Below are 19014 nucleotides of genomic sequence, written 5' to 3'. Positions count from 1 at the left end.
GATACAAAGAGCATGTCCGAAACCCACCGTACCAAAGTACTGATTATCGGTTCTGGCCCCGCAGGCTATACCGCCGCTATCTATGCCGCGCGCGCGAACCTTGAACCAATATTGGTTCAAGGCCTCCAACCCGGCGGCCAGCTGACCATCACCACAGAGGTCGAAAACTATCCGGGATTTGCGGACGTCATTCAAGGTCCATGGTTGATGGAACAGATGCAAAAGCAAGCCGAACACGTTGGCACGAAAATGCATTTTGATATCATCAACGAAGTCAATTTTGATGAACGTCCTTTTGTCTGTACAGGCGACAGCGGCAATAGCTATGTTGCCGACACAGTGATCATAGCCACAGGCGCCCAGGCACGCTGGTTAGGACTAAAAGGCGAAGAGACATACAACGGACGTGGTGTTTCAGCCTGTGCGACCTGTGATGGTTTCTTCTATCGTGGCAAAGAGGTTGCAGTTATCGGAGGCGGTAACACAGCTGTCGAAGAAGCTCTCTATCTGGCAAACATCTGCTCTAAGGTGACACTGGTACACAGAAGAGACGCTTTGCGCTGTGAAAAAATCCTCGAAGATCGTTTGTTAAAGAATGAAAAGATCGACATTCAGTGGAACAAAGTTGTCGATGATGTCTTGGGCACACCGACAGATGGCGTTACTGGCCTAAAACTAAAAGATACTCAAGATGGCTCTTTCTCTGAACTTGAGACCAGCGGCATGTTCGTGGCTATTGGACACGACCCCGCAACAGCAATATTCAAAGGCAAGCTGAATCTGGATGATGAAAACTACATTCTGGCGACACCCGGCACAGCTACAACCAACATTCCCGGCGTTTTTGCTGCGGGTGACTGCGTTGACAAAATCTACAGACAGGCCGTGACAGCAGCAGGTATGGGCTGCATGGCAGCACTGGAAGCCGAACGCTATCTGACGGAAATGAATGACTAGAACAGTCACCTAACCAAGATAAAAAGCGAAGCTTGTAAGGGCTTCGCTTTTTATTTGACCAAATTTCATTTGATTTGAGCTTTTCAAAAAAATATACGCTTACGCACAATTTGTTAAGAAGCTGTAATTACAGTAGGATATCCATAATTTACGAATCGCTGCCGCGAATTCAACGCGCAGACTAAGGGAGAAGTGGTTTGTCAGAGGGCACAAAACGCCGGAGTGGCCTGAAAGCGTCTATCATGGACTGGGATAAGCTGCGTATTTTTCACGCCGTTGCCGAAGCCGGAAGCTTTACCCACGCGGGGGAACAACTCAACCTCAGTCAATCTGCCGTCAGTCGTCAAATCTCTGCTTTGGAAGAAAGCCTGAAGGTCTCTCTTTTCCACCGTCATGCGCGCGGATTGATACTGACCGAACAGGGCGAACTTCTTTACAGAACCGCTCACGATGTTTTTGGTAAGCTTGCCATGACAGAGGCACAGTTGACTGAAAGTAAAGATCGTCCCAAAGGCCCCCTTAAAATCACCACAACAGTTGCCCTTGGCTCAACATGGCTTGCTCCACGCTTGCACGAATTTATCGACCTTTATCCTGATGTAGAAGTACAGCTTATTCTATCGGACAAAGAGCTGGATCTTTCCATGCGCGAGGCCGATGTCGCCGTACGTCTGCACCCGCCAAGACAAGCAGATTTGGTTCAACGCCACCTGCTAACAGCTCAAATGCATATCTATGCGTCTGTGGGCTATATCAAAAAATTCGGTATGCCACGTTCTGTGAAAGAAATTTCTGATCACAGGCTTGTTGTATATGGGGATGATACGAAACCACCCCTTCCAGATATCAACTGGCTACTGCACGTTGGCACCGAAAATACCGGCTTGCGACGTGCATCTCTGGCCATCAACAACATCTATGCCATCATGAAGGCTGTGCGCTCTGGCGCGGGCCTCGGCGCACTTCCTGATTTTATGACACAGGAATCAAGCGATCTGGTACAGGTATTACCCGAAGTTGAAGGCCCACAGTTCGATGCCTACTTTGCCTATGCCGAAGAAATGCGATCATCCAAGCGAATTGCCATTTTCCGGGATTTCCTATTACGCAAGGTCGCAGAATCAAAATTCTAGAGTAAAATACTCTAGATTACGCTTTTATTACAAAAACTTACTAGGTATGCGCCTAATGCATATCGGCACTGTAATAATGTAAATCGACAACCTAAAAAAAAATGCTACATTGGTTGTCATCAGATGTTGCGTTGCAATATCTACTTTGACTGACTGTTGAGCTTGCTCCGGTTGGTCTGTTTCCAGGCTTCGGCCTGGGGGTCTTCGGACCCCACGTCTCCCAGACGTGAAGCCTCCCTGTTCAACTTGCCTCCAAGCTTCGTGCTTGGAGGTTTTTTTTGCCTAATCGATTCTTAAAAGACGCTCTGGGACTTATTTTACTGAGACTTGAATCCACTACCCAAGAGGCATGAGAGCTCTAGCCAAACAGAAAAGAGCGCTGATAGTAAATACCAGCGCTCTTAAATCCTAATCTTTGAGAGAAAACCTACTCCGCCGCTTGAGGCAAAGGTTTCGTTCCTCCGATAACAACCTCATTACCCGGCCTAGGGTCTCTCGGCACGTTGAAGGCGAGGATCAGGGATATCACTGCCATGCCTGCGCCAGCGGCAAAGACCATCCACATGGCTTCATCGGGGAAGGCGTGCCCGAACAGCACCGGGATAAAAACCGCCGGGATGTGGTTGATGGAAAAGCTAACGCCAGAGGTCGCGGCGATATCCTTGTAGTCAGCGATCTTCTGCAAATAGCTTTTTTGAGCAATGGCAAAGGAAAAGAACAAGTGATCGAGTACATATAGAACAGCAGCAACCCAAGCCTCTCCGACGAGGGCATAACCGGAAAACACCAAAATGAGCCCGATATATTCACAGATCAGGGCGCGACGTTCACCCCAGCGCGAAATAAACTTGCCGATCTTGGGCGCAAGCCAGAAGTTAATCGCTTGGTTCACCAAATAGAGCATGGTGATTTCGGCAACGGAAAAGTCGAACTTCACGACCATCATAAAGCTGGCAAAAGCGACAAAAATCTGACGACGCGCGCCCCCCATAAAGGTCAACGCGTAAAAGAGCCAATAACGCTTGCGCAAAATCATCTTCTTGTGTTGCACTTCCTTTGGCGAATAGGACGGGAAAGCAAGCACAACAAACAGCACCATTAGAATGGTCATAACACCACCCGCCAAATAGACCCATTTGTAATCAAGACCAAAGAAGGTGAAGATCACCCATATCATACCGTATGCGATGATCGACGCGATGGACCGCGCAGAAAGCTGCCGCCCCATTGATAAAGGCGCTCTTTCTTTATCAACCCATTGCAGGGTTAACGACATCTGGACCGTTTCGTAATAATGAAACCCGAACGACATGATCACCGTGGTCACATAGAGACCAAAGGCACTGGGGTAAAACCCCGTGACAGCAACCCCCACACCCAACAGAATCAAAGCCATCAGACCGAAGGTGCGTTCTTTAATAAAGAGTAGGAATAATAAAGCACTGACCACCAACAGCCCTGGAATTTCGCGTACGGACTGCAAGATACCAATTTCAGCCAAACCAAAATCGGCCTTTTCCACAACAAAGTTATTCAGAAGGCTCATCCATGTCGCAAAAGCCAACGGCATCGCGGCAGAGAGAATGATCAGACAGCCTTCAGGCGTACGCCAGACTTCCGGTTTAAGATAATGACCGAAGGGTTTCATATGTTATTTTCCATCAAGACTTCTATTGGTTGTCGCTACAATAGGGATAGAAAGCAAGACTGTCTTGCGTTATCATGCCATACGATATCGACAAACAGACAAAATATTTATTATATCATGAGAATTGAGCCGCCTCTTAACCAGCCACTGGTGTCAAAGCCAAATGATGTCCCTGCGGAACTGGTGCGTCCCGTCATGGTGCGTGCTGCCAATATGCGCCCCGGCAGACGTGTCTTGCCGCACAGCCATGCTTGGTGTCAGCTGGCCTATGCTTCCGAAGGGGTTCTTGCCATTTACACCAATCAAGGCAGTTGGGTTGTGCCTCCGCAACGTGCCGTCTGGATACCGCACGAAACAGAGCATGAGGTCTATTCACCTCATGGCTCTAAATGGCGCGCGCTGCACCTTGATAAAGAATTTTCCCAAGGCATGCCTGATAGCTGTTGTGTTATCTCTGTCTCAAAGCTGTTACGGGAAATGCTAATCCATGCTGCCATCCTACCGGTGGAATATGATGAACAGGGTGCAGACGGGCGACTGATGCAGGTTCTTATGGATCAAATCCGGGCAGCCAAAACCGTCCCGCTACATCTCCCTCTCCCACAAGATGCCAGATTGCGCCGCGTTACCGAGCTTTTGATTCATACGCCTTCAGACCCACGGAGGCTCGAAGACCTCGCCTGTGATGCCGGGGCCAGCAGCCGGACGCTTGCCAGACTGTTTTCCAAGGAACTCGGCATGACCTTTCGACAGTGGCGTAGCCAATGCCGTTTAATGGCCTCGCTGGAGCGCCTAGCCCTTGGCGAACCCGTGACGACTGTCGCCATTGATCTTGGGTATGACAGCCCCAGCGCCTTTATCGCCATGTTCAAACGCACTCTAGGTAAACCACCTGCCGCATATTTTGCAACGCAGTAAAAAAGCCACGCATCTCTACGTGGCTTTTTTGTTTGAGGCTGAAATACTTATTTAGCTGCCTCCGTCTCTGCAATCTTCTCTCTGTGATTATCTCTGTAAAGAGCTTTGGCAAGAGAGATCACCATTAGAACCATCACCATTGTAAAGGGCAACGCCCCAATGATCATCGCATTTTGAAGCGCACCAAACGGGTTTGCTTCTGCGCCACTGTTACCTGCAATAATCAAAGCACCAATCACGCTGGTGAGAATGACACCCCAAATAATGCGGTGTTTGATGTCAGTTTCCTGCTCGCCACCAGACATGATTGTATTCATTACCAGAATACCAGAATCAGCAGATGTCACCAGGAAGGTCATAATCAGGACCACACACATGATCGTCAGACCCGACAGTGCACCACCAGACAGCATCTGACCAAGGGTCACAAACAGCTTTGCGGTATTACTTGCACCAAGAATTGCACCATCAGCACCACCCGTTAGCTCCAGATCAATTGCTGTGCCACCAAGAATGGTCATCCAAAGGAAACACACGATTGCTGGCGCAATAACGCACCCAAAGATAAACTCACGAACAGAGCGACCTTTTGAAATCCGCGCGAGGAAAAGACCAACAAACGGCGAGAACGCAATCCACCATGCCCAGTAGAAAGTCGTCCACCCAGCTTGCCACCCAAACTGACGTCCTTCCGTACCCGCAGCGTAAAGAGCGGCAGCGACCTCGTCTGAATTTTCCAACGCGGTCACAGATGCCGGCAAGGTTTCCTTAAATCCATCCAGAGATCCCCAGGCATTGGTCGCATTACCATAAACAGAGGCTATGTCTTCCGCTGACAGAGCCTTGGCTGCATCAGGAATCGCCATGGCAAACTCTTCGGCAGATAGCGGCCCATAAGCCCCAAATGACATTTGAGTGAAATGAATGATATAATCAACCAGACTTGCACCAAAAGTCGTCATTGCAAAGGCAAATGAACCAGAGAAAACAAACGTCAAAAGCAAGATGATTGACAGTACCAGATTGAGGTTAGAGAGATACTTAATACCCCGACCAACACCAGAAACCGCAGACAGAATTGAAAGCCCCATAATGATGAACAGCGCAGCTAGAAGTCCGACAACGCTTGGTTTCGGTGCTTCAGCATCACCGTTCATAAGCCAACTCATGTCGGTAACCGCATAAACTCCATCAACAAACTGACTAACACCAAAACCAATGGTTACAGAAACACCAAGAATGGTCGCAACAACACCTAGAACATCAACAATATGACCAAAAGGTCCATTGATCATTCTGCCAAAAAGCGGCGTAAGGGCAGAACGGATTGTTAACGGCATATCCCGTGTATAGGCGTAATAAGCCAGAGACAGACCTGTGGTCACATAAATAGCCCAAGCATGAAAACCATAATGCAGGAATGTGTAACGATAGCCAGATTGTACGGCTTCTTCAGTATTTGGTGCCACAGTACCGTCGATGATTACCGGATTAGATCCCCAGAGACCGAGGGGTTCTGCTGTCGCAAAGACCATTAAGCCAACGCCTAGCCCAGCCCCAAACATCATAGAGAACCAAGAGAAGTTGGAAAATTCGGGTTCGACACCTTCTGCCCCTAGTTTCTTCCTGCCTGTTGCCGGTATCAAGGCAATGATAAACAAGAAAAAAGCAAAGCCACCAACAGCGATGATATAAAAGGTGTTAAAGCTGTTCAGAACATTGGAATTAAGAGCAGATAAGACGCTATTGGCATTACCTGGCCAGATCAACGCCCACAATACCAGCAAAGTCATACTGCCTTTACTGATCAAGGCAATGGGGATGCTGTGTCCCTCATAAAAGCCGCCCGTAGCCGTCCTGATCTCAAGATCAGTGAATGGTGGTTTGATTGACATTATGTTTCCCCGTTTCGATTTTTATTATCGTTCTTTGTGTAACAGCTTTAAAACTCTGATTACTCAAAACAATATGAAGCAAAAACGGGTGTAACCGAGTACACCGAAGTATTTTTGTATTATTATTATCTATTTATGTCTTTGCAGAAAGTCCAAGCACTATTTCATAGAGTTCAAACAGATAAACGACACTGAAGTATTTCTTTATTTTTGATGTCGTCACACAAACACTACTGTAACTTTCGAACAAAGCTTCAGTCAAATTTAATATACCCAAAATTACTCGAGAAAAACTGAAGTAAACTTAAGGATTATTGATCTAACAACTTTAATCACTGCGAACAAATAAAGGCAGAGCGATTTATATTTACGCTCTGCCTTATAATTTTTATCAAGCAAGTTTCTACTTAGGTATAAAGGCGTTCACCCTTTATATCTTTGTAAAGCTCAGCCACCTCATCCGCATACCCATTGAACAACAAAGTGGGCACTCTTTCACTTTTCCCAAGAGGTTGCTCCGTGGCTTGGCTCCAACGTGCATGCGCAACTTCCGGGTTCACATTTGCCCAAAAACCATATTCAGACCCTTGAATTTCTTCCCAGAAAGAAACCGGTTTTTTATCTGTGAAGGTAAATTTCACAATTGATTTGGTCGACTTAAAACCATACTTCCAAGGCGTCACCAACCGCAGCGGTGCCCCGTTTTGTTTGGGCATCGGCTTGCCATAAATACCTGTCGCGATAAACGCAAGATCATGGGACGCCTCTTCAATCGTTAGCCCCTCAATATAAGGCCATGGATACCAATGTGCTTTTTGTCCACTTGCGATATCGGGCAGATTAAAAGTTTCCATGCGAATATATTTTGCGCTAGACAGCGGACGAGCAAGCTCAACCAGCTTTCGAAGCGGAAACCCTGTCCAGGGAACAGCCATTGACCAAGCTTCAACACATCGATGGCGATAAAGACGCTCTTCAAGCTCAATTTTGGCAAAAAGATCATCGACGTCCAACTGCATCTCTTTTTCAACCATTCCATCGATGGCGATTGACCAAGGACGCAAAGGTAATGCCTGTGCTTTTTCGTGAATATTCTTTGAAGACCCAAATTCATAAAAATTGTTATATGTTGTCGTCAGCTCTTCAAAGCTGAGATCACGATCCAATTTATAGTAATCGTTTCTTTTCGCCGGATAATACTTGGCACTTGGATCTAGGCCGGATGTCTGTGTCGTACTTTGGGATGGCGCAGTTGCTTCTGCAGAGGGTTCATCACAACCAGTTACAAGACCAACAGACAAAACAGCTGATCCCAAAGCTGCCCGTTTCATAAAATGGCGACGATTCAAATATACACTTTCCTCGGTCAACTGACTTTCTTTCAGCTCCCAGGGTTTGCGAAATTTCAATAACATTCTAAATCCTCTGTCATGTTGCAGCTACAGAGATACTCCTTGTCCTTCTCACAAACAAATCACTGCTGCGTTAACACCCCGTGTGACAGGGGCTAAAACGACCGCACAAACTAAAAGGGCACATCTAATGATGCGCCCTTTTAGTTTTACACCAGATCCTCTCGCCCGGATATCTTACACAGATACCTCCCGCGAATTGATCGTATTTTTTAGCTCAGCTCTAGCTCAGGGCCTCACAAGCACGCTTGATACGCTCACAGGCTTCTTTCAAAGCTTCGGTTGAAGTCGCATAGGAAATACGGAAATAAGGAGACAGGCCAAAAGCCTCACCCTGCACCGCAGCAACATCGAAACCTTCAAGAAGATAGGTCACAAAATCACCGTCAGATGAAATCTGTTTTCCATCCGGAGTTGTCTTGCCAATGGTGCCTTCGCAAGAAGGATACACATAAAAAGCGCCTTCGGGCTTAGAACAATTAATGCCCGGGCAGTCGTTGAGCAAATCAACAACCATGTCACGACGCGCTTTGAAGACTTCATTGTGCTTGGGGATGAAGCCCTGATCACCACGAAGGGCTTCAACAGCCGCGGCCTGGCTGATAGAACAGGGATTGGATGTGCTTTGAGACTGAATTTTGGCCATGGCTTTTATAAGCGGCACAGGACCACCAGCAAAACCAATACGCCAGCCTGTCATACAATAGGCTTTGGAAACACCGTTCATGGTCAATGTACGATCATAAAGGGATGGTTCAACCTGTGCCGGCGTGACGAATTCAAAGTCATCGTAGACGAGCTTTTCATACATATCGTCTGTCAGGATCATCACATGCTCATGACGCTTAAGCACATCTGTCAGCGCTTTCATTTCGTCATAAGAATAAGCAGCACCTGTTGGATTTGAAGGACTGTTCAACAATACCCATTTAGTTTTATCGGTGATTGCTTCTTCCAAATCTTCGGCCTGTAGCTTAAACCCGTTGCTTTGCATACAAGGCACTGCAACCGGCTCGCCATCAGCAAGAAGAACCATATCAGGATATGAAACCCAGAAAGGGGCCGGAATGATAACTTCATCCCCCGGATTCAATGTAGCCATGAAAGCATTGTAAAGAATCTGTTTTCCACCAGTACCGACGGTGATCTGTTCTGGTTTGTACTCCAGACCATTATCTCGTTTGAATTTTTCACAAATTGCAGCTTTGAGTTCTGGCGTCCCATCAACTGCTGTATAACGTGTGTCTCCACCATTGATGGCGGTTATAGCGGCTGCTTTGATGTTATCCGGCGTGTCAAAATCCGGCTCACCAGCGCCAAGGCCAATGACGTCACGCCCAGCAGCTTTTAGCTCACGGGCTTTAGTTGTTACAGCAATAGTCGGAGAGGGTTTGATTCGCGAGAGGCGATCCGCGAGTTGCGGCATGACCTTATGCTCCTGTTGTTTCGCCGGATCTAAACAAGATTAAGTCTGATCGGGCTTACGAGTTTCAAGACGGGGTGTTGCACAGCGGGCACCGTAATATAACCAACACAGACACCGCAACAGTGAATCGCAGTTTAAAACCATTTTATACGATTAATTAATCAATGAGATAGACCAGAAAAGGAGAGACGTTGTCGCATCAGACCAGAAGGCTATTAGTTCTCAAATTTATAAAACACCAAATTGCCGCATTTCTTCTAAATAGCGGTCACACTTGATCTCTAGAAAGCTTAACTAGCCGAGTTTTTAAATAAAACGCCAACATTAGATACGATTCCTGACGATGTTAGGTCGTTTCAATCCAACACGAGGAATAAGAGAGATGCATCAAACAGGATATGTCCGCAATTCAGACAAAAAAAGCGAGACAAAAACAGGTTTCGTTAGCCTTACAGCTCTTTTGGTCTTGTTAATATCCCTTTCTACAGTTTCCGTTTCCCTAGCCGCAATCCTGTCCCCGGAAACCTTCCTTGCTCAACGGATGACAGAACAAAAGAAAGCCGTTATTAAGTAAGAGGCCCGAGAGCCTCTTACTTAAACAAGATCATAAATAGTCAGATTACTTATCCTAATCGGCTAAAGCATCTTCCCCATCAAATGTCGCGGCAAGCGCATGCATCACAGACGCGATACGAATTGCATCCTGAATGCCTTCTTTCGAAATTCCACCTGCGGCAACTTGCTTTTCGTGAGATTCAATGCACATGCCACAGCCATTAATAGATGACACAGCCAACGACCATAATTCGAAATCCACTTTATCTACACCGGGTCGACCAATGATGTTCATACGCAATCTGGCGGGTAGCTTTAAGTAATCTTCATTTCCGCTGAGATGGGCAAAGCGGTAATAAATATTATTCATTCCCATAATCGACGCAGCGGACTTAGCCGCTGAATAAGCCTCGGCAGATAGCTTTTCTTTTGCTTCAGCATTAATCGCCTTGATGACAAAAGCATTTCGACTTGCAAGGGCGGATGACAGGGCCGTTCCCCAAATTTGCTGATCATTCAGGGATGTTGATGTCAAAACATTCGTAATATTCAGCTTAAGATCTTTTGCATAATCAGGCACTGCTGACTTCAAGTCACTAATAGACACTATCTCGTTCTCACTTTATCTCAGGCTTAGTAAAAGATTTTTATTCTTCAACACAGAACGCCAGAAAACAGAACGGTGGAACGAAGAAAAAAAATCAAAGGGGTTATGACAAACGTTGACAAACAACACACTTAACTGAAAAAGGGCGGGTTCAGTTTCCCGATCCCGCCCTTTTGTCAAAGCTCTTGGTTCTTAAGCAACTTTAAGAACGTCGTCGCCTTTGTTCCAATTACATGGGCACAGTTCATCAGTCTGTAGCGCATCAAGAATACGTAACGTTTCCTGTGGATTACGACCAACGTTCAAACCGTTTACGCCAACATGTTGAATGATGCCGTCTGGATCAACGACAAACGTGGCACGAAGGGCAACGCCAGCTTCAGCGTCGAGGATACCTAGACCTTCGCAAAGCTCACGCTTGATATCAGAAACCATTGGGAAAGGAAGATCGTTAAGATCTTCGTGATCCTTACGCCAAGCCATGTGAACAAAATCACTATCCGTAGAAACACCAAGAATCTGCGCGTCGCGATCTTCGAACTCTTCGTTCATTGCGCCAAAAGCAGCAATTTCAGTTGGGCAAATAAATGTGAAATCTTTTGGCCAGAAGAAAACAACTTTCCATTTTCCTTCGTAGCTTTTGTCTGTGATTTCAACAAAGCCATCCGTTGGGTTATTAGATACAACCGCTGTCAAAGCGTATTCTGGAAACTTATCACCAATCGTAAGCATGCTTACACGTCCTCATAATTATGCCCACAATGTGAGCGCCGGTATTAATGCAAAATTTAATTGCGAAATTTAATTGCGCATGGCCCTGCGCAGAAGGTATTTTCAGGCCCTACTTAATCTGTAGAAATTCCTGAAGTCAAGATTTTTTTAGAATAATTCTAATTAACAACTGGTTTTAATTTTTTCACCTCTTTTCCTTACACGAAAAAAAAGCTTAACTGGATACAGTTACATTCGTCAGGACACTTAAGATTAAGTCAAATGGACCGCTATTTCTCAATCTGGAAAAGATCACAATTCAACCTGCTTCCTAATCCTGATGCATCTAGATCACTGACTTATGGAGAAGAACTCGAACACATTCTCTCCAAAGAAAGCTGCCAGAAAGCCTATGACGAAATAAAGGCTTGGCCCGAATATCAAATCAGTCCTCTTGTCTCTCTCCCTAATCTTTCAAAGAAACTTAATCTCGTTGACATCAGTTTCAAGGACGAAAGCGAAAGATTTAATCTCGGCTCCTTTAAAGCACTCGGCGGTGCCTATGCTGTTTCTAGATTTCTGAAAAATTTTATAGAACAAACAAAAGAGATCGCAATCAATTCAGATGACTTACGTAAAGGCATCTATAGGGACATTACATCGGAATTGACGGTCGCGACGGCGACGGATGGCAATCACGGACGGTCTGTCGCTTGGGGTGCCCAGATCTTCGGCTGCAACGCTATTATTTATGTTCCTGCCAGTTGCAGCCAATCGCGTATCGCAGCCATCGAAGAATACGGCGCAACAGTACTCCAGATGCCGTTGGATTACGACGAAACCGTCAGACATTGCATAAAAGAAGCAGAAGAAAACAATTATCAGATCATCTCTGATACATCATGGGATGATTACCACGACATTCCCGCCCAAATAATGCAAGGTTATAGCATTATTGCCGAAGAAACCTTGAAAGAATATTTCACACGACCCTTTCGTCAAGCAATCCCCCCGTCGCATATATTTATCCAAGCTGGCGTGGGCGGATTAGCCGCTGCATTAACGGGTTATTTTTGGGCACATTTAGGGGAAAGACGCCCCAAAATCGTTATTGTAGAACCTGAGAACGCAGCCTGCTTATATGCCTCTGCCGCTGAAGGGAAACTAACCAAAGCAAGCGGAGACAAAGAAACCGGCAATGTTCACACAATTATGGCCGGATTAGATTGTGGGGAAGCATCCCCTATCGCTTGGGAAATACTATCTCGTGGGGCAGATTTCTTTATAAGGATACCTGATGCGATCACAGGCCCAACAATGAAGTTGATCGCGGAATCTCCTTTTGATGACCATGCCTTGAAAGCGGGTGAATCAAGTATTGCCGGGCTGGCAGCTTTGATCATGACAGCAACACACGAAGATACGCGCGAAGTCCTTGGCTTATCGCCGGATTCACGTATTCTTCTAATTAATAGCGAAGGTATTATGGATCAGTCTTTGTTCCAAAAGTTGGTCGTTGCAGACTAAGTTAGCTGATCCTCAATAATTTTCTTAATCTTCAGGGCACAGAACACATATGACCTCTCCATTGATTGAACGCGCATCAGACAGTTTTTTCAAAGACGACTCTAGACCCTTCCGCCTTGATTCAGAGTTCTCGCCCTCAGGGGATCAACCTCAAGCTATCAAAGAGCTTTGCGATGGATTAAACCAAGGAGAGCGCAGCCAGGTTCTATTGGGCGTAACAGGATCTGGTAAAACCTTTACAATGGCGCAAACTATTCAAAAACTACAGAGACCAGCCCTTATCTTAGCCCACAACAAAACACTCGCCGCCCAGCTCTATTCAGAGATGAAAGGCTTTTTTCCGGATAATGCAGTCGAGTACTTTGTCTCTTATTATGACTATTATCAGCCCGAAGCTTATGTCGCCCGAACAGACACATACATAGAAAAAGATAGCTCAATCAATGAGCAGATTGATCGCATGCGACATTCAGCGACCCGTGCACTATTCGAACGGGATGATGTGATTATCGTTGCTTCAGTTTCTTGTATATACGGTATTGGTTCTCCTGAAACCTACGCACAAATGACGCTAAGCCTAAAGGTCGAACAGGACGTCGACATGCGCGACATCCTGAAATCCTTGGTAGAGCTTCAATATACCCGTAACGACATTGCTTTTGGTCGCGGCACATTCAGAGTACGTGGTGACACACTAGAGATTTTCCCAGCACACTACGAAGACCGTGCCTGGCGGATATCTTTCTTTGGCGATGAAATCGAATCAGTACAAGAATTTGATCCGCTAACTGGTGAAAAAACCGCTGATCTGGAAGGTGTCAGGGTTTACGCCAACAGCCACTATGTAACCCCACGACCAACCTTGTTGCAGGCGGCGAAAGGGATTAAAGCAGATCTCAAAGTCCAACTGGAAAAATTCAATCAGGAAAATAAGCTCCTAGAAGCTCAGCGCCTTGAACAGCGCACTATTTTTGATCTGGAGATGATCGAAGCTACGGGTGCTTGCGCAGGCATTGAAAACTATTCCAGATATCTTACCGGACGCGCCCCCGGTGAGCCACCTCCCACACTTTTTGAATACTTGCCAGACAACGCCCTTTTATTCGTGGATGAGAGCCACGTTACAATCGGGCAGCTTAATGGCATGTATAATGGTGACTTTGCAAGAAAGTCCAATCTTTCAGAATATGGTTTCAGACTTCCGTCATGCATAGACAACCGCCCTCTTAAATTCCAAGAGTGGGAAGCTATGCGTCCGCAAAGCATCTTTGTCTCCGCCACGCCCGGGCCATGGGAATTGAATGAAACAGGAGGCGTCTTTGCCGAACAGGTTATTCGCCCGACAGGACTACTAGATCCCATTTGCGAGATAAGACCGACGGAAACACAGGTTGATGACCTTATCAAAGAATGTAAGGACGTCGTCAGCCGCAATATGCGTATTCTTGTTACCACGCTAACAAAACGTATGGCGGAGGATCTGACCGAATATCTTCACGAAGCACATCTAAAAGTCAGATATATTCATTCGGATATCGATACCCTCGAAAGAATGGAGATTATACGAGACCTGCGTAAAGGTGTGTTTGACGTCCTTGTCGGCATCAACCTGTTACGTGAGGGGCTTGATATTCCCGAATGTGGTCTTGTCTGTATTCTGGATGCGGACAAGGAAGGCTTCTTGCGATCGACAACTGCATTGGTACAGACCATCGGTCGCGCAGCGCGTAATGTGGATGGTAAAGTTATTCTTTACGCCGACAAGATGACTCCTTCTCTGACCAGAGCACTTGATGAAACCAACCGCCGCAGAGAAAAACAACAGGAATACAATGAAAAATACGGTATCACTCCCGAGACAATCCGCAAGCAAATCGGTGACATACTCGGTTCAGTATATGAAAGCGATCATGTTACCGTAGATCTCAAAGACACAAGTGACAGCCATCGTGTTGGACATAATCTCAAATCCTACATCGACGATCTGACCAAACGCATGCATGAAGCTGCAGCTGATTTGGAATTCGAAGAAGCAGCCAGAATCAGAGATGAGATTAAAAAACTACAAGACGATGAACTTGGCCTTACAAACAATTCTGGCAATAATTTATCTGACCGTATGGCGATGGCTGAAGCCAAGTCAAAGAGCAAGAAATATCGCAAGGGGAAAAGAGCTTGAGGTCGGAAACAAGATATAGAGTAATCATTACTTTATATGCGGGTTAAACTTCCCAACTTCTTCGCTCAATGATATCCTGCGCTTAACTTCTAGGAAGAACATATGACTTCGTCTCAGACTGAAAACTTGCCAGAGTTTCATTTTTGGCAGGATTTATCAGCCTTTAACAGGCTAAGTACAGCCATCTGGATCTTCGACATAGAAGACCATAATATCTGGTGGGGAAATGAATCTGCGCTCAAATTCTGGAACGCCGATACCCTTGATAACCTTGTAAAAAGAGATTTTTCAACTGATTCCAGCTCAGTAAGACGACGCCTCCATGAAATGTTCCAAACGTCTGCCCAGGGTGATCGGGTAGAAGAAAACTGGACTCTCTATCCGAATAGTCAGCCACAAATGGCGATTCTCACCTTCACACCAATTTTAATAGAAAGTGGTAGAAAAGCTCTCCTTATTGAGGCGACGCCACAAATAAAAGACGAACTGGACCACAGAACCAAAAGGATTTTAGAAGCCGTCAGGCATACTCCTTTGATGATTACCACGTTTGATGGTGACGGTAGCCTATTAGCGCAAAATCCGGCCGCCGCGAATGCTTATAATGTTCAAGAGAAATCAACAACGATTGAAGATCGTTATAATGACCCTGAAATCCGCAAACGTATTCTGGACCAACACGACACACCGAAACGCTTCAAAAGAGACATAAAAGTAGACACTGCCTTTGGCGAACGCTGGCACACACTGATAGCCGAAATAGGACGGGATCCGGTTTCAGGCCGACAAGTAATTGTTGCAACAGAGGAAGATATTACGGAACGGGTCAAAGCCCAGGAAGAATTAAGACGGCTCAACCTTAACCTAGAACAACGTGTCGCGGAACGTACCCATAAGCTAACCATCGCCAGACAGGAAGCCGAGAATGCAAATAAATCCAAAGGTAATTTTCTGGCAACAATGAGCCACGAACTCCGAACCCCTTTGAATGCAATTATTGGCTTTTCGGACATGCTCGGACACCAGATCTACGGTCCAATAAACGAAAAACAAACAGCTGCAATCAGAGACATACATTCCAGTGCACAGCATCTTTTGGAGTTAATAAACGAGCTACTTGATGCCTCTACTATTGATAGTGGCGAACTAAAACTGTTTGAAGAATATTTCCAACACGATGACATCGTTGATTATTGCCACGCCACTTTTGAACTGGAAGCAATGAAAAAGGACCAAACGCTTGTCGTCGAAAACAAAGCAAAAGATATCCTGATCAAAGGTGATTCCAGGCGGTTTAGACAGATACTGATCAATTTACTGGGCAATGCTTTTAAATACACACCAGACGGCGGAACCGTTTCACTACTCATTGATTACGATAACGACGACAATTTGCTTTTCCAAGTCCAAGACACTGGAATTGGTATCGAAGAGACACGTTTACCAGACATTTGCAAAGCCTTCACACAAGTAGCTTCTTCTTCATGGGCAGCAGGAAAAGGTGTCGGTTTGGGGCTTTACATAGCATCGCGGTTAATCGACGCCCATGGTGGAACACTAGCTATCTCAAGCAAAGTCAATCAGGGAACAAACGTGACGGTTTTGATTCCCCATAACCGCCTAAAGAAGACTTAAACGTCCAGCGAAATTAGATTCCTTTTGTCTGTTCTCGGATAGCGATCGAACAAAACGCAGAATTTTTCTCCGGCAAGAAAACAATTAATTGATTTTTCCTTTCCCCACCTCACATACAAAAGATGCAGAAAGAAGAGGACCTTCGCAATAACGTCTTTCACAGCATGATTTGTATATGAGCAAGCGGTCTCATTATAGATAGTTTTGTAATTTTGAGTTTCATAAGAATGAGTAACAGAACCCACAATAAAGAGATCCGTTATCAATTCCCAAGGACGCCTTATCATTTCCCCTCTTAAAAACTTAAAATGCAGCAAAAATTCGAAAATAAGGCCAAAATTTGACAATCATTCCGATAGGCTATTGAAATACGCCCCGATGAGGAGCATTTAATGGCCTGTATTCTCTCTCTGTAACAACAGAGAGGCCCGGTGCGAACACAGTAAAGAGTGAAATACATATGACAGCAACAGCATTTCTGGCAGCAGGCGGGGGCCTCGTCCTATTAGCAGTAGGCGGTGAAATCCTCCTCCGTGGCGCACTTGGAATTGCTCGGAAGCTTGGTATTTCACCAATGCTTATTGGCCTGACCATCGTGGCCTGCGCAACATCAATGCCAGAATTAATGGTAACCCTAGTTGCTGGACTTGATGGCGCAACAGACATTGGTGTTGGTAATGTCATCGGATCAAATATCGCAAATATCCTTTTAATTTTGGGTGTAGGCGCCCTTATTTCGCCACTCGCAACCAAACCTTGCGATGTAATGCGCGACACCATCGCCATGTTAATTGCTACTGCAATTTTTATTGCCTTTGCGCTTTTAGGTACTTTTACCGTCTGGCACGGCGTATTCATGCTCACCACCCTTACCTTCTACATCTGGCGCAGCTATTATCGCGAGAAAAAATGCAATCCAAAGGAAGAAGCCGACCCAGAACTGGCAGAAGAACTAGAAGCAGCACCCGGCTCTATCCCTGTTTCAATCTTACTCCTTCTCATCGGCGTGGCAGGCCTCATCTACGGCTCTGAGCTTCTGGTCGATGGTGCTGAAACAATTGCCCGTGCTGCAGGCATCTCAGAAACAGTTATTGGTGTGACCCTTGTCGCCTTGGGGACCTCGCTTCCTGAGCTTGCAACAGCCGTAGTTGCGGGTATTCGAGGGCATACAGATGTTGCGCTTGGCAACGCGCTGGGGTCAAATATCTTCAACTTGCTCCTGATCCTCGGTGTGCTCGCAATTGTATCGCCTTTCACAGTTTCTCCGGCCGTCATCGAATTTGATATGTGGGTAATGGCAGGCGTAAGTCTACTGATCGTTCCGACCATGATTCACGCTGGTCAAATATGCCGTTCGAAAGGCGTGTTCTTTATTGCTCTTTACGCAGCTTACATTCTTTACCAGTTCAAAGATAAGCTCTTTGTCGCCTAAAGATTAATACTGTAAGTACCTTTGGAATGCTTTTGACCTTCCCAAGATCAAAGCGTAGATTAGCGCCCGATTAGTTACCCAGCTAATCAGGGCTTGAACAAGACTGTTTAAAAGAAAAGGAATGTCGAGATGACATCCGAAAAATCCGCTATTTCCGGAAGCCAGTTAATTGAACAAAAATTAATGGTCCGAGACCTCACACTCAGCTGCAATATTGGCTTGACTGAAGAAGAGAGACTTCGCCCACAGCGGTTAAAGGTAAACCTTGAACTTACACTGAGCCCTCTTCCTGTTCTTAATGACGAGATTGATGAAACAATCAATTACGGAATATTGGTCAAGAAAGTCAGAAACGTTTGCCTGCAAACCAAAGTGAAGCTTTTGGAAACTCTTGCCAATGACATCTCTGAAACATGCTTCTTTGACGATAGGATAAAGACCGTTCACATGCGCATAGAAAAACTTGATCGTTATCCCGATGTGGCTGGGGTTGGTATCGAAATCACTAGACACCGCGCTTAATAAGAACCTCCCTTTTTAATCACCCGCAAGCACCAAAGGCCAGAGTAATCTCTGGCCTTCTTCGTATAAACAATTCCCCCAAAACTTAATATTTGATAACGACTCGTTATCGATAAAATATCGCCAAGATTCGATCTTTTATCGAGGGACGAGCGAATAAAACCTTTAAGAATCAAAGAAATTTTATTTCGAGAATCCCTAACTTGTACACAGGAGAAATCTTTCTGTAATCGTCAAGCCATAAAAAAGAATTTTTTTTATACATTAGAACGTTGACTTTAAATTCAATAGCAATATCAATGCCCTATAAAATATGCCTATTTTTTAAGCACCTTATTGTAATGCTAGTGTTTTCAAGGGGTATACGCGTAGGCTCACAAGATAGCCACAAAGTTATCCACAGGATCCGTGGATATAATTTTATACGGTTTCACAGCGAGAAATCAGTAGATGTGAC

At 45.6% G+C, this 19014-nt stretch carries 15 protein-coding genes; 9 read left to right on the top strand and 6 right to left on the bottom strand.

The window, feature by feature from the left end:
* Positions 1–12: 12 nt before the first annotated feature.
* Together trxB and ACN0QW_RS01945 are read left to right on the top strand one after the other, a co-directional pair.
* The gene (gene trxB, locus ACN0QW_RS01950; RefSeq protein ID WP_417428294.1) at positions 13–957 is read left to right on the top strand and encodes a thioredoxin-disulfide reductase; all 945 of its coding nucleotides are present in this window, start codon (positions 13–15) and stop codon (positions 955–957) included.
* 242 nt (positions 958–1199) lie between these two features.
* Positions 1200–2090, top strand: a complete 891-nt coding sequence (locus ACN0QW_RS01945; protein WP_299378588.1) for a LysR family transcriptional regulator — start codon at positions 1200–1202, stop codon at positions 2088–2090.
* Positions 2091–2517: 427 nt separating this feature from the next.
* On the opposite strand, the gene ACN0QW_RS01940 is transcribed toward ACN0QW_RS01945, so the two are convergent.
* The gene (locus tag ACN0QW_RS01940) at positions 2518–3738 is read right to left on the bottom strand and encodes an MFS transporter (protein ID WP_417428292.1); all 1221 of its coding nucleotides are present in this window, start codon (positions 3736–3738) and stop codon (positions 2518–2520) included.
* 117 nt (positions 3739–3855) lie between these two features.
* Here ACN0QW_RS01940 and ACN0QW_RS01935 point away from each other — a divergent pair, with 117 nt between their 5' ends.
* On the top strand, positions 3856–4656 hold the full coding sequence (locus ACN0QW_RS01935) for an AraC family transcriptional regulator (protein WP_417428290.1): 801 nt from the start codon (positions 3856–3858) through the stop codon (positions 4654–4656).
* Positions 4657–4703: 47 nt separating this feature from the next.
* On the opposite strand, the gene ACN0QW_RS01930 is transcribed toward ACN0QW_RS01935, so the two are convergent.
* The 3 genes from ACN0QW_RS01930 to ACN0QW_RS01920 form a co-directional block, all read right to left on the bottom strand.
* Positions 4704–6551 carry a BCCT family transporter gene (locus tag ACN0QW_RS01930; RefSeq protein ID WP_417428288.1) on the bottom strand — a complete coding sequence of 616 codons (1848 nt, stop codon included), beginning with the start codon at positions 6549–6551 and terminating at the stop codon, positions 4704–4706.
* A gap of 407 nt (positions 6552–6958) precedes the next feature.
* Complete coding sequence (gene msrP, locus ACN0QW_RS01925) at positions 6959–7966, bottom strand: protein-methionine-sulfoxide reductase catalytic subunit MsrP (RefSeq protein ID WP_417428286.1); 1008 nt, start codon at positions 7964–7966, stop codon at positions 6959–6961.
* Positions 7967–8186: 220 nt separating this feature from the next.
* Positions 8187–9389 carry a pyridoxal phosphate-dependent aminotransferase gene (locus ACN0QW_RS01920; RefSeq protein WP_299372353.1) on the bottom strand — a complete coding sequence of 401 codons (1203 nt, stop codon included), beginning with the start codon at positions 9387–9389 and terminating at the stop codon, positions 8187–8189.
* 382 nt (positions 9390–9771) lie between these two features.
* Between ACN0QW_RS01920 and ACN0QW_RS01915 the strand changes: the two genes are divergently transcribed.
* Positions 9772–9963, top strand: a complete 192-nt coding sequence (locus tag ACN0QW_RS01915) for a hypothetical protein (protein ID WP_417428284.1) — start codon at positions 9772–9774, stop codon at positions 9961–9963.
* 54 nt (positions 9964–10017) lie between these two features.
* Here the strand turns inward: ACN0QW_RS01915 and ACN0QW_RS01910 are convergent, their stop codons facing one another.
* A complete protein-coding gene (locus tag ACN0QW_RS01910; RefSeq protein WP_417428282.1) occupies positions 10018–10551 on the bottom strand; it encodes a carboxymuconolactone decarboxylase family protein in 534 nt (177 codons plus the stop codon).
* 192 nt (positions 10552–10743) lie between these two features.
* Entirely contained in the window at positions 10744–11283 is a 540-nt protein-coding gene (locus tag ACN0QW_RS01905; RefSeq protein ID WP_085901129.1) for a peroxiredoxin, read from the bottom strand.
* 261 nt (positions 11284–11544) lie between these two features.
* On the opposite strand from ACN0QW_RS01905, the gene ACN0QW_RS01900 reads away from it, so the two are divergent.
* The 5 genes from ACN0QW_RS01900 (at position 11545) to ACN0QW_RS01880 (ending at position 18557) form a co-directional block, all read left to right on the top strand.
* Complete coding sequence (locus ACN0QW_RS01900) at positions 11545–12789, top strand: diaminopropionate ammonia-lyase (RefSeq protein WP_417428279.1); 1245 nt, start codon at positions 11545–11547, stop codon at positions 12787–12789.
* 49 nt (positions 12790–12838) lie between these two features.
* Positions 12839–14968, top strand: a complete 2130-nt coding sequence (gene uvrB / locus ACN0QW_RS01895) for an excinuclease ABC subunit UvrB (RefSeq protein WP_417428277.1) — start codon at positions 12839–12841, stop codon at positions 14966–14968.
* A 102-nt stretch (positions 14969–15070) separates the two neighbouring features.
* Positions 15071–16603 (top strand): ATP-binding protein, encoded by a 1533-nt coding sequence (locus ACN0QW_RS01890; RefSeq protein WP_417428275.1) that lies wholly within the window; start codon positions 15071–15073, stop codon positions 16601–16603.
* Positions 16604–17063: 460 nt separating this feature from the next.
* Positions 17064–18035: a calcium/sodium antiporter gene (locus ACN0QW_RS01885; RefSeq protein ID WP_417428273.1), complete on the top strand. Its 972-nt coding sequence runs from the start codon at positions 17064–17066 to the stop codon at positions 18033–18035.
* Between the two features lie 129 nt (positions 18036–18164).
* Positions 18165–18557, top strand: a complete 393-nt coding sequence (locus ACN0QW_RS01880; protein WP_417428271.1) for a dihydroneopterin aldolase — start codon at positions 18165–18167, stop codon at positions 18555–18557.
* Positions 18558–19014: the final 457 nt, after the last annotated feature.

It is taken from the genome of Kiloniella sp. (genome assembly GCF_048259265.1).
GTDB lineage: Bacteria > Pseudomonadota > Alphaproteobacteria > Kiloniellales > Kiloniellaceae > Kiloniella.
This window is presented reverse-complemented; position numbering and strand designations above follow the sequence as displayed.